Genomic DNA, 10,875 nt, shown 5'->3' on the forward strand with positions numbered 1-10,875 from the left:
ACCGGCAAACGGCCGATGACGCGAATTTGAGGCGTTTGGCCGCACGGAATGCTCTACGTCTCGATCAGTCGGCCAGCCTTGACTTAAGTCAAGGGGGTCCAGGTGCCATTGGCATTGCGGCAGGCGGTGCCGCGGGCCTCGGTCTGGCGGCCGCCGTCGTTCAGCTTGTGGGAATATTGCCGGCAATTCTGCGCGCCGACCTGGTAGGGCGCCGAGGCGACCACCTGGCCGCTGACATTGCGGCCGGTCCAGATCACCGGCTGCCCGCCGGGGGCTGCTTCGAGCGCCCGATACTCGGCCTCGAGCGCGCGCTGCTTTTCGCTGGAACTCAGCTCGACCGCGCTGCGCGACACGATGCCGCCCTGCAGCGCCGTGATATAGACGGCCGAGGCGTTGGAGCCGCCGGAGGACAGCAGCCCGGACCGGCTGCCGCCGCTATTGGTGGTGCAGGCGGACAGAAGCAGGGCACTCAGCCCGACGGCCACCGAGCGACGGGTCACGGAAACAATCATCGGGTAGGTCCGAATAGAGCCTGAAGTATCGATCATTCAAATGGAACCCTACTGCTGCTGCACGCACGTGGCATCATTGTGACTGTCTCTCTTTTGCGCATATTAGCGTGCGAATCGATAAATAGGACGGAAATTAAGGCCCTTGCGGAGAAAGAATTCACCGAACGCGTCCAAGCTGCAACAGCCATCCGCGATCTCGGCTGCAACGCCTGTGGCATAAGGCCTGACCTCGCGAGATTACCGGCCCGCGATCTCATGCGACATCCCTTGAGACCCCCGGCAGCAGAAGCCGTGCCCTGAGCCCGCCGCAGGCGGCGCGCGACAGGCCGAAGGCGCCCTGGTATTCGGTGGAAATCTCCTTGACGATCGACAGGCCAAGGCCGGTGCCGGGCTTGCTTTCATCGAGCCTTCGGCCGCGTTTCAGCGCCTCGACGATCTGGTCCGGCTCCAGTCCCGGTCCGTCGTCCTCGACCGTCACCTCGATCCACTGGCGGCGGGCGGGATCGAGGCCCTCGTCGCCGGGGGCCGCCACGCCAACCGTCACCGTCACGCGTGAGGCCGCATACCGTCCGGCATTCTCCAGGAGATTGCCGAGGGTCTCTTCCAGATCCTGCTGCTCCATGGCGAAAGCCAGTCCGGGCGCCGACACGTTCAGCTCGAACTCCTTGTCGGGGTTCAGCCGCCGCATCACCCGCGTCAGCCGTTCCAGAACCGGATCGGCCTCGCAGCGCGCCAGCACCGATTCGCGCTGGGCGGCGATGCGGGCGCGGTTGAGATAGGAGGCGACCTGCGCCTGCATGGCCTCGGCCTGGGATTTGACCACCTCGCCATGCGGCTTTTCGAGGGCCCGCGATTCGTTCAACAGCACGGCGATCGGCGTCTTCAGGGAATGGGCGAGATTGCCGACCTGCATGCGGGCCCGTTCGACGATGCGGCGATTGCTGTCGATCAGGGCGTTGATCTCGTTGGCCAGCGGCTCGATCTCGCGCGGGAACTGCCCCTCGATGCGTTCCGCCTCGCCGCCGCGGATCGCCTCCAGCGCCCGCCGGGCGCGGTCGAGCGGCTTCAACCCGTAGAGAATGGCCAGCCCGTTGACCAGCAGCCCGCCGAAGCCGAACACCGCAAGCGCTGCATAAAGCCGCCGCGAGAAGGCCTGGATTTCCTCCTCCACCGAGATCAGGTTGCCGGAGACGCGAAACCGCGCCGCCCGGCCGTCCCCGTCGAGGATGACTTCGGTTTCGGCGACCCGCAACCGGTTGCCGAATTCGTCTGTCATGCCGTAGAAGCGCTCATAGCTCTGGTCGAACGGCGTCTCCTCGGTGCTCGGCACCGGCAGGTTGGCGGTTCCGAGCGAGGTCGAGGCCATGGGGGCTGCGGCAAAATTGCCGAGCGGCTCGACCAGCCAGTACCAGCCGGTCTCCGGCTGCGAAAACCGCAGATCGCCGAGCGACGGACTGCCCGACAGGCTGTCGCCGTCGCCGATCGAGACCGAATTGATGACGTTGTAGAGCTGGGCGCGCAGCAGATCGTTGAAGGCGCGCTCGGCACCCTGCCGGTAGAGCGCCGAGATGACGACCGCGATCGTCACCAATGCGGCGGCAGACCAGACGGTCGCCAGCAGCAGAACCCGGACGGTAACGGAGCGGGGACCGATCGCCATTCTAGCTCACGACATCCGGCGGCAGACCCAGAAGGGTCGCGCTAGCGCGCATCGGCCGGCGCCTTGATCCGGTAGCCGAGACCGCGCACGGTCTCGATCATGTCCATGCCGATCTTCTTGCGCAGCCGCCCGACAAAGACCTCGATCGTGTTGGAATCGCGGTCGAAATCCTGGTCGTACATATGCTCGACCAGCACAGTGCGCGACACCACCTCGCCCATGTGGTGCATCAGATAGGACAGCAGCCGGAATTCATGGGAGGTCAGTTTCAGCGTCGTGCCATTGACCGTCGCCTTCGATGCCTTGGTGTCAAGCCTGACCGGGCCGCAGACGATTTCCGACGAGGCATGGCCGGCGGCGCGGCGGATCAGGGCGCGGATGCGCGCCAGCACTTCCTCGACATGGAACGGCTTGGTGACGTAATCGTCGGCGCCGGCGTCGATGCCGGAGACCTTGTCGCTCCAGCGGTCGCGGGCCGTCAGAATCAGCACCGGCATCACCCGGCCGCCGGCCCGCCATTTTTCCAGCACGGTGATGCCGTCCATTTCCGGCAGGCCGATGTCGAGGATGACAGCATCATAAGGCTCGGTATCGCCGAGAAAATGACCCTCTTCGCCGTCCATGGCGCGATCGACGACATAGCCGGCCTCCTGCAGGGCCTCGACCAGTTGCCGGTTCAGGTTGACATCGTCCTCGACGACCAGAATCCGCATTTACCCCGTTCTCCCCATGTCTTAAGTCCCGGCCTTCTCGTGAGGCCTGCCAGCAAAGCTGTCGTGTCGCGCTCAGCTCATCCTTCCGCTCAGCGCGGCACCGGAATGGTTTCCTTGCGCGGTCGGGCATTGCCCTTGCCGGGGATCAGCACCGTGACCAGGCATTGTCCGCCGGAGGGCCGGACCGACAGCAGGGTGCCGCCGGACTGCTGCAGCGCCTGGGCGACGGCTGCCCGGCAGTCGCCGCCATCGTTGCGGTTCTTGTTGTTGCCCTGGGCCTGCACCCGAACCACCGGCAAGGCTTGCGCAAAGGCTACGGCATCCGGCATCGGAGATCCGGCCAGGCCGGCTGCGATGCTCGCTATGATCAGGGATGATGCCATGAGGTTTTACTTCTTCCGCTACGCCATTTCTATGGTCGATCTTTACCGGACAGCATCTGAATGGCAAATGAATGCCACCGCATATGCCGCTGTCATTCGCTGCGAGACCGTTGGACAATGCCGGTTTTGGCCGAAATGCGACCGTAAAGCGCCAGCAATCCGCCCAGCGAACCACCAAGCCCGACCAGAAGGTCGGCAAGATCGCCCTGCTCGTCAAGTCCCAAATGCACGCCGGCAAGCCCCAGCAGCGACGAAGCGACCGCCACCAGCGCGCCCCAGATGGTTTTCGACTGATACCATAATTTCAAGTCCTGCATGACAGTCTCCTTTTCCCGTTTGTGTTGACGTCAAAGTGTGAGCACCGCCTGCGCCTCGATGCCCTCGGCAATGCCGCGGCCGATCTGGCAGACGGTCACGGCAAGGCTTGGCTGCAGGCTGCCGAAATCGGCGATTTCCTGGGTCTGGTCATAGAGATAGGCCGGTTCCGTCACCTCGATGCTGCGGCGGATGGCGCCATCGTCGAGGATCCGCAGCCGGTAGCGCTCCACCTCCTCGTCGAGCGGAATTTCCGCCTGCAGCCAGCTGTCGGCATCGATCCGGCCGCGGCGGATCCAGGTCAGCCGGATCGCGCCGTCGGCTCCTCTGGCGCCGCGCAGATGCACCGGCGCGAGCGGCGTTCGCGCCCGCGTTCCGCCGGAAAACACAAAAGGCCCGCTGGCCGGCAGGCCGGTGCCGGCCGCCTCGGCGATCCAGTTGAGCGAAAGCCCGGCCTCCTGGGATGATAGCCCGAGCGGCTTGACCGCGGCATCGAGCAGCACGATCTCGGCCCCGGCGACCGCGCCGGATCGCATGGCGTCCTCGCTGCCGCCGAGCCCGCGCAGCAGCGTCGAGACCTGCCAATGATCGGCCGCGGTCTCCTGCGCCTGCGCAAAGCCGATCACCTCGAAGGCACCGTTGGCAGCCCGCAGCGCCAGACGGTTGGCGCCGTTCAGCACTGCCAGCCGCGACGCCGAGGCCAGTTCGCCATGGAAGAGATCCGCCTCGATCGTGTTGGCCCGGTCGAACCGTCCAGACACGCCGGGCAAGAGCGGCTGCGTCAGCACGCCCAGCACCGCCGGCCGCTCCAGCACCAGCCGCGTCTGATAGGCCTCGCTCTCGGCCGACGACGACAGCACCGTGCGCCGCCAGGGTTTCGACAGCACGGCCGCACAGGCAAAATCCGTCTCATTGCCGGTCTGATAACGTGGCAGATCGAGCAGGCGCACGACCGGCGCATAGGCCTCGGCCGCCCGGCTGGCACTGCGTCGGCTGCTGCTCGTCTCGGCAACAGCCGTCGGCACGCCGGCTGAAAATTCGCGCAGCGCCAGCTGCCGCAGGTCGCCATCCTCGATCTTGGTCACCAGAAACCGGCCCTGCGGCCCGTCCGCCACGGTCACCACATCGCCCGGCTGCAGTGCAAGCTCCGAAGGCCCGATCGACAGGTCCACCGTTCGCCTTGCGATGCGGTGGTCGCGCAGCCGTCCTTCGGCCGCCACCAGCGCCTCGGCCTCCGTCATCACGGCCGGCAGATCGAGGCTCAGCACCCGGCTCGATGCGGCGGCGACGCGGCGCGAGCGGGCGCTGCCCGCCTCATAGTCCTGCGCCATGTCGTAGAAGGAGAGGATCGCCTCGCCGGCAAAATCGCTGTCATGACCGCGCGTCTCGCTCCACAGCGGCGCGTCGTCGCGATCGGCCAGCACGGCAAGCGCGGTGGCCGGCAGGCTCGCCTTGGCGCGCGAGCGGAACACCAGCGTGCCGCCGTCCTCGATCACGTCGATCTGGAAGGCATCGATCAGCGGCTCGATCAGGCTGCGCGCCGAGGTCACCTCGCCCTGCACATAACCGCCGAGATCGCCGCTGACCGCCGACACGTCGTAATCCTGGAAACCATGGTCGTCGAGAATGCCCGATATCGTATCGGCGAGCGTCGCGGTTCCGAGCCGCCCGTTCAGCCAATGACCGCTTCGCCAATTGTCGCCGTCGGCCCAGATGTCGAGATCCTGCGGAAAGGCCGGATAGGGCCGGGTGTCAAAGGTCCAGACAAAGATCCGCTCGGGATCGACCATGCCGTCCGGTGCCTGTGTGCCGCTCCACCAGCCGTGATGGGCCTCCAGAAAGCGCCGCTGCATACTGTCGGAGCGCTGGCCGGAGGAGAAATACGGCAGGGCATTTTCCGCCGATTTCGGATCGACGAAGACATTCGGCTGGTTGGCTCCCTTGTCGACCGCCGGGCAGCCAAGCTCGGTCAGCCAGACCGGCTTCATGCGCGGCAGCCAGGCACTCGGCGTTGCACTTTCCGCCCCGCCGCTGCGATCATAATGCCGGTTGCTCCACCAGCCCTCGATATCCTTAGTGCGATAGACCCAGGGCTTGCCGGCCAGACCATCGGTGATCGCCGACCGCGTCCGGCTGTCGCGATCGGCAGCACTTGCATAATACCAGTCGAACCCCTCGCCTGCGGCGATCTGGCCGCGCATGGCAGCAACATCGTCGGCAATGCGAAAGCCATCCGGATTGGCCATGCTCAGGTCCGCGTCCCGCCAGTCGGCGAGCGGCATGTAATTGTCGATGCCGACCGCATCGATGGCCGGATTGGCCCAGAGCGGATCGAGATGGAAATAGACGTCGCCCGAACCGTCCTGCGGCTGATAGCCGAAATATTCGCTCCAGTCGGCGCCATAGGTCAGCTGGGTCGTGTCGCCGAGAATGGCCCGCACGTCTTCGGCAAGGCTCCCCAGCCGCGTCACGAAGGGAAAGCCGTCCGCCCCGTCGCGCAGGGTCGTCAGGCCGCGCAGTTCCGAGCCGATGATGAAGCCGTCGACACCGCCCGCCGCCTGCGCCAGCAGGGCATAGTGCAGCACCAGGCGGCGGTAGCCCTCATCGTTGCCGTTGAAGGTCACCGTTGTGCCCGACACGGTGAAATCGCCGGCCTCGGCCGCGCCGCAAAAGCTCTCGACCGCCGCGCCGATTGCGGCCGACCGGTCCGGACTTCCGGGACGGCCCGGTGCCGGATGGCAGGTGATGCGGCCGCGCCAGGGATAGCTTGCCTGCTCGTCCGCGCCATAGGGATCGGGCAGTCCATTGCCGACTGGTATGTCCATCATCACGAAGGGATAGAGAAAGACTTTTAGCCCGCGCGCCTTCAGATCGGCGATCGCCTCGATGACGCTTGCATCGTCCGGCGTGCCGCCATAGGCCGGTCCACCGTTGCTCTGGCTGACGACATGCGCCGCATTACGCGCGATACCGCAGACCCGCCAACGCCGGCTTTCACTGTCGCGGCTGGCCACTTCGACGCCCGGCACGATCCGGCACTGTTCGGCGCGCAGGTCCGTGCCGAACCAGCTGACCACCAGCGCCACATGCTCAAGATTGGGGCAGAGCGCCTGCAGCTCGTCGAGCGCCGCCTGCCAGTCGGTCGTCGCCGTCAGCGTGTTGCGGTTGACGATACGGGCGCTGCCCTCTCCGGTCTTCTCGCTGACCGCCGTGGTGGCATAGCCATGTTCGGTGGCGCCAGGGATCAGCGTGATCGCCCGGATCTGCCGTTCCAGCCGCCCGACCGGCCGTAGCACCTCGAATTGCAGAACCGGAATGCGGTTGCCGAACGTGTCGAGCGGCAGCCGTTCGAACACCACATAGGCAAGCCCGCGATAGGCCGGCGCCCGGCCCTCGCCCTGCTTGGCCTCGATCAGCGGATCGGGGCCTTGCGTCTCGCTGCCGCGATAAAACCGCATCTCGACCTCGGTCAGGTCGATTTCCTGCCCGTCGGCCCAGACGCGGCGGACCGAGGCGACCGGCCCTTCGCAGAGGCCGAGGGCGATATTGGCGAAATAGTTGTAGGTCTTGACCTTGGATCCGCTCGCCTTGCTGCCGGAGCGCTCGGTCGTCACCTCTTCTTCAAACCGCGTCGCCCAGATCAGCGTGCCGCCGATGCGCGCCGTGCCATAGAGCCGGTTGATCGCCGTGCCCTCGCTGGCGCCGGGAATGCGGGCCGTCGACAGGCGCGAGCCGGACACCGTCGAACCGCCGATCAGGCTGCGGTCGATGGTATTGCCGGCCAAAGCGCCTGCCGCCCGGCCGATCATCGCGCCGACCGGGCCGAAGATGCCGCCAAGGGCCGCACCGGCCGCCTGGAAGAGAAGGGTTGCCATGCTCAGATCTCCGGAAAACGATAGACGCCGACCACCCGGCGGCGCCAGGCCGGCACCAGCACTGAGCGGATCACCGCGGCCTGCTCATAGGCGTGGATGAAATGCTCCGGCCCGGCCAGGATGCCGGCATGCTTGGCGGCATAATGGGGGCGGAAGCGAAACAGCAGCAGATCGCCCGGCTCCGCCGCACCCATCCCCGCGACCTTGAAAAAATGCCGCTCGGCGGCGGCGATCAGCCGGTCCTCGCCGCTGCGCTCAGCCCAGTCCGGCGCATAGGGCGGCGGCAGTTCCGGCTCCTCGCCGTAGAGATCCCGCCAGATGCCGCGCACCAGCCCGAGACAATCGCAGCCGACGCCGCACTTTGAGGCCTGATGGCGATAGGGCGTGCCGATCCAAGGCTGGGCCGCGGCCAGCACTTTTGGCCCGATCGCGCTCATTCGAACAGCACCGATCCGTCATGGGTGGTTTCGCCATCCGCATAGGAATAGGCAAAGTCGCTGCCCGGCATATGGGGGAAGCCGCGGAAATTGACCTGGTTGGCAAAGGTTTCGCGGCAGGTGACAAAAGCCTTGTCGCAGCCGACCGTCACCCGCACCGCATCGCCCGGTTCCGGCAGCGTTTCCAAGGGCAGCCACAGCACCAGCAACATGCCGCTGCCCGTCGCCCTGCTGTCGTCGATATCCGCCGTCACACCAACATTGCCGCCACCCGTCACCGTCAGCCGCCCATGGCGAAAATAGCCCTCGGCAAAGCCGGAAAGTCCCGAGACAACAATCCGGTCGCCGGCCTCGACCGCCGTCACGACGCCGTCAGCGCTGCGCCCCGGCGCCTCGAGATCGACGCCGCAGCGCGCGTCGCCCAGCGCCGCGTCGCAGCGCCGGCTGAAAATCCGCCCCTGCTCCTGGGTCAGCCTATGGGCAAAGCTGCGCAGTTCGGCGGAAAACTGCCCCGCCTCGCGCTTGACCTCGCCGATCTCCTGCACCTTCAGCAGCAGATGCTGGCCCGGCGCCTGCCAGTTGACCAGGAAGACCTCGACCCGCGCCCCGTCATAACGCCCTGAAATCAGGTCGGCCTCGGCAATCGCCGCGCTCGAAAAGCCGCCCGACACCTCGCTCGTCGGCACCGACAGCCCGCCTTCCTCCTCCGTGTCGCTCGCTGCAAAGCCGCTCGCCGCCTGAAACACCGTGCCGATCGTCACCAGATCGCGATCGTGATCGGTAAAGCCCAGCACCGTGCCATCGCGCCGCGTCACCCGCCAGCAATGGCAGAGCGTCGTCGCGTCCTGGGCGAGATGGCCGGCCAGTCCCTCCGGTATCGCTCTCATGGCAGGATCTCCAGCAGCGGGATGGTCGGAATGCGGCCGGCATGGAAGGCCTCGACATTCAGATCCAGCCGGTCGGTGTCGAAGCGCACCGGCACGTCGAATTCGAAGCCGGCCCTGACCACCTGTCCGGAGAGAGGAATAAATTCCTCGTCCAGCGTCACCAGCCCTGTCGCGGTGTCACAGCTGTAGCTGCCCGCCGGCAGCACCGTGCCGGCCACCGAAACGATCACCGATCCGTCGACCGGCTTGGTGATCGTGCGCGTCCAGCTGCCCGCCGCATCGCCATAGGTCTTGACCAGCTGGAAGGTCGCTGTCGCGCCGTCGCCTGTGCCGATGCGCTGGTCGAGCGCCGTCACCGCCACGCCGGGACGGGCCGAACTGCCATCGACCGGATCCTTGAACCGGAAGCCGACATGCGAACCGCCGCGTGCCTCGAAGAAATCCAGCACCGCGTAGAGATCGCTGAGCGACCGCACGCCCGATCCGGCGTCATAGGCGCGGCGGGAATTCGCCCAGCGCCGGTTGCGCGCCTCGCGGCCGTTCGACAGGTTGACGATATCGGTGCGCCGCACCGGCCCGCCGCTGGTCGACAGCGACAGCCTGAGCGGAAACCGTACCTCGTGAAAACTCTCGCTCATGTCAGGCCTCCTCCCTTAAAGACTACGCTGGCCGCGCCGCACGGTGCGGGCCAGCATGGCGGAGATCTGCGCCTCGCTCTTCCTGAAGCTCGCCGCATCCGTTGCCGTCACGTTGAACTGGATTACCGTACCGCTGCCGCCATTGCTGGCGACGCCCAGCGCCCCGTCGGAGCCGCGCTTCAGCGGCAGGATCGCCTCCGAGCCCGCCTCGCCCATCAGGCCGACATCGCTGCCCATGTTGAAATAGGTCGGGGTCGAGACCACGCCGCCGCTGGCAAACGGCGTCACCCGCCCCGGCACGCCACCATCGGCAAAGGCAAACAGCGACCCGAGGCTGCCGGTCAGTCCGCTCAGCAGCGAGCTCAGCCCGCTTTCCAACGGCTTCAGCCCCGCTGACAGGGCGATATCGGCGAGCCGGTTGCCGACCGAGCGCAGGGTCTGCTCCAGATCCTTGCCGCCCACCGTGGCACCCTTCAGCGCCCCGGTCAGCGCCTGGCCAAACCGCTGCGAGCGCGCCTCCAGATCGTCGAGCACGCTCGTCACACCGCTGGCATCGAGCGTCACCGCCACGGCCAACCCGTCATCCTCGTCCATCTTTTGCTCCTTGGGGTTTGTCGGGTCTCAAGCCCTGTCTGGCCTCAAGCCTCGTCGGGAAACCGCGCCATCAGCGCGTTAAGCTCCGCCCGTTGCGGAGGACCGCCGCGCGGCGCAAAGGCCCCGGTCATGGCGGCGAATTCGCGTGGGCTGAGCCCCCAGAAAATGTCTGGATCAAGCCGCAGCAGGCAGAGCCCGGCATGTAGCGCCGGCCCCCAGGGAAAGGGTGAAGGGTCCTGCCCCGCAATCGGAGCCGGTCCGGCCGCGTCGCCGCGCCCGATCGCCCCTGCCGCTGCGGCCCTCAAGGGTCCGGGCGGTTGCCCCTTTCGTCGCCGGCAAAGGTCACGGTCAGCAGATCGCCGACCACGCGGGCGCTGCCGGCGATGCCGCCCTCGACCGCCATGCCGGCCACATCCTCATCGGAAAAGCAGTTGCCGGCGCCGCGCAAACCGGCGCCGAGGATGCGGATCATGTCCGCCGATTTCAGCTGGCCGGTTGAAAACCGCCTTGCAAGATCGCCGAGGCTTTCCGCTGCAAAGGCCGTCTCCAGTTCCGCCAGCGCGCCGAGCGTCAGGCACAGGATGCGCCGCTCGCCGTCGATCACCGCCTCCACCTCGCCGCGATGGCGATTGGCGCGGCTCCCCATCCCCCGGCCGCCCATCACACCGCCCCGAAGGTCAGGCTGCCGGCCGATTCCAGCGCGATCTCGAACTGCAGCTCGCCGTCATGCTGGCCGGAATAGTCGAGCGCCGAAATCTGGAACGGCCCGGTCACGGTGCCGAACGACGGGATCACCACCTGCAGCGACAGGATCGCCGCGCTGAAAAACGCCGCGCGCAGCAGTTCGTCGGAGGCCTGGTC

13 protein-coding genes are annotated in these 10,875 nt (G+C 66.7%); all 13 read right to left on the reverse strand.

What is annotated here, in order from left to right; all coding sequences use genetic code 11:
• Nucleotides 1–83 precede the first annotated feature (83 nt).
• Nucleotides 84–512, reverse strand: a complete 429-nt coding sequence (locus HGO38_RS29680) for an RT0821/Lpp0805 family surface protein (protein WP_250959407.1) — start codon at nt 510–512, stop codon at nt 84–86.
• Between the two features lie 253 nt (nt 513–765).
• Nucleotides 766–2,172: a sensor histidine kinase gene (locus tag HGO38_RS29685; protein ID WP_250959393.1), complete on the reverse strand. Its 1,407-nt coding sequence runs from the start codon at nt 2,170–2,172 to the stop codon at nt 766–768.
• A gap of 41 nt (nt 2,173–2,213) precedes the next feature.
• Complete coding sequence (locus tag HGO38_RS29690) at nt 2,214–2,885, reverse strand: response regulator transcription factor (RefSeq protein WP_250959394.1); 672 nt, start codon at nt 2,883–2,885, stop codon at nt 2,214–2,216.
• A gap of 89 nt (nt 2,886–2,974) precedes the next feature.
• On the reverse strand, nt 2,975–3,268 hold the full coding sequence (locus HGO38_RS29695) for a hypothetical protein (RefSeq protein WP_250959395.1): 294 nt from the start codon (nt 3,266–3,268) through the stop codon (nt 2,975–2,977).
• 92 nt (nt 3,269–3,360) lie between these two features.
• Nucleotides 3,361–3,585: a hypothetical protein gene (locus tag HGO38_RS29700; protein ID WP_250959396.1), complete on the reverse strand. Its 225-nt coding sequence runs from the start codon at nt 3,583–3,585 to the stop codon at nt 3,361–3,363.
• Nucleotides 3,586–3,615: 30 nt separating this feature from the next.
• Nucleotides 3,616–7,458 carry a baseplate multidomain protein megatron gene (locus HGO38_RS29705; protein ID WP_250959397.1) on the reverse strand — a complete coding sequence of 1,281 codons (3,843 nt, stop codon included), beginning with the start codon at nt 7,456–7,458 and terminating at the stop codon, nt 3,616–3,618.
• Between the two features lie 2 nt (nt 7,459–7,460).
• Nucleotides 7,461–7,895: an NlpC/P60 family protein gene (locus HGO38_RS29710; RefSeq protein ID WP_250959398.1), complete on the reverse strand. Its 435-nt coding sequence runs from the start codon at nt 7,893–7,895 to the stop codon at nt 7,461–7,463.
• Nucleotides 7,892–8,782 carry a phage/gene transfer agent baseplate hub protein gene (locus HGO38_RS29715; protein ID WP_250959399.1) on the reverse strand — a complete coding sequence of 297 codons (891 nt, stop codon included), beginning with the start codon at nt 8,780–8,782 and terminating at the stop codon, nt 7,892–7,894. Before HGO38_RS29715 ends, HGO38_RS29710 begins: the two co-directional genes overlap by 4 nt.
• Nucleotides 8,779–9,420, reverse strand: coding sequence for a DUF2460 domain-containing protein (locus tag HGO38_RS29720; RefSeq protein WP_250959400.1), 642 nt, complete (start codon nt 9,418–9,420; stop codon nt 8,779–8,781). The genes HGO38_RS29715 and HGO38_RS29720 overlap by 4 nt, the downstream gene beginning before the upstream one ends.
• A 15-nt stretch (nt 9,421–9,435) precedes the next feature.
• Nucleotides 9,436–10,014, reverse strand: a complete 579-nt coding sequence (locus HGO38_RS29725; RefSeq protein ID WP_250959401.1) for a phage tail tape measure protein — start codon at nt 10,012–10,014, stop codon at nt 9,436–9,438.
• Between the two features lie 44 nt (nt 10,015–10,058).
• Entirely contained in the window at nt 10,059–10,319 is a 261-nt protein-coding gene (locus tag HGO38_RS29730) for a rcc01693 family protein (protein ID WP_352230517.1), read from the reverse strand.
• Nucleotides 10,316–10,675: a gene transfer agent family protein gene (locus HGO38_RS29735; protein WP_250959402.1), complete on the reverse strand. Its 360-nt coding sequence runs from the start codon at nt 10,673–10,675 to the stop codon at nt 10,316–10,318. The genes HGO38_RS29730 and HGO38_RS29735 overlap by 4 nt, the downstream gene beginning before the upstream one ends.
• The coding region (locus HGO38_RS29740) for a phage tail tube protein (protein ID WP_250959403.1) at nt 10,675–10,875 on the reverse strand (201 nt) is incomplete at its 5' end. The genes HGO38_RS29740 and HGO38_RS29735, both read right to left, overlap by 1 nt.

This window comes from Rhizobium sp. CG5 (assembly GCF_023701945.1).
In the GTDB taxonomy this organism is placed as follows: Bacteria; Pseudomonadota; Alphaproteobacteria; order Rhizobiales; family Rhizobiaceae; genus Allorhizobium.

Excerpts from the sequence above, each read along its gene's own strand:
- HGO38_RS29735 (WP_250959402.1), bottom strand. The coding sequence starts at position 10,675 with ATGGGCGGCCGGGGGATGGGGAGCCGCGCCAATCGCCATCGCGGCGAG.
- HGO38_RS29685 (WP_250959393.1), bottom strand. The coding sequence starts at position 2,172 with ATGGCGATCGGTCCCCGCTCCGTTACCGTCCGGGTTCTGCTGCTGGCG.
- HGO38_RS29720 (WP_250959400.1), bottom strand. The coding sequence starts at position 9,420 with ATGAGCGAGAGTTTTCACGAGGTACGGTTTCCGCTCAGGCTGTCGCTG.
- HGO38_RS29700 (WP_250959396.1), bottom strand. The coding sequence starts at position 3,585 with ATGCAGGACTTGAAATTATGGTATCAGTCGAAAACCATCTGGGGCGCG.
- HGO38_RS29680 (WP_250959407.1), bottom strand. The coding sequence starts at position 512 with ATGATTGTTTCCGTGACCCGTCGCTCGGTGGCCGTCGGGCTGAGTGCC.
- HGO38_RS29690 (WP_250959394.1), bottom strand. The coding sequence starts at position 2,885 with ATGCGGATTCTGGTCGTCGAGGACGATGTCAACCTGAACCGGCAACTG.
- HGO38_RS29710 (WP_250959398.1), bottom strand. The coding sequence starts at position 7,895 with ATGAGCGCGATCGGGCCAAAAGTGCTGGCCGCGGCCCAGCCTTGGATC.
- HGO38_RS29715 (WP_250959399.1), bottom strand. The coding sequence starts at position 8,782 with ATGAGAGCGATACCGGAGGGACTGGCCGGCCATCTCGCCCAGGACGCG.
- HGO38_RS29705 (WP_250959397.1), bottom strand. The coding sequence starts at position 7,458 with ATGGCAACCCTTCTCTTCCAGGCGGCCGGTGCGGCCCTTGGCGGCATC.
- HGO38_RS29725 (WP_250959401.1), bottom strand. The coding sequence starts at position 10,014 with ATGGACGAGGATGACGGGTTGGCCGTGGCGGTGACGCTCGATGCCAGC.
- HGO38_RS29695 (WP_250959395.1), bottom strand. The coding sequence starts at position 3,268 with ATGGCATCATCCCTGATCATAGCGAGCATCGCAGCCGGCCTGGCCGGA.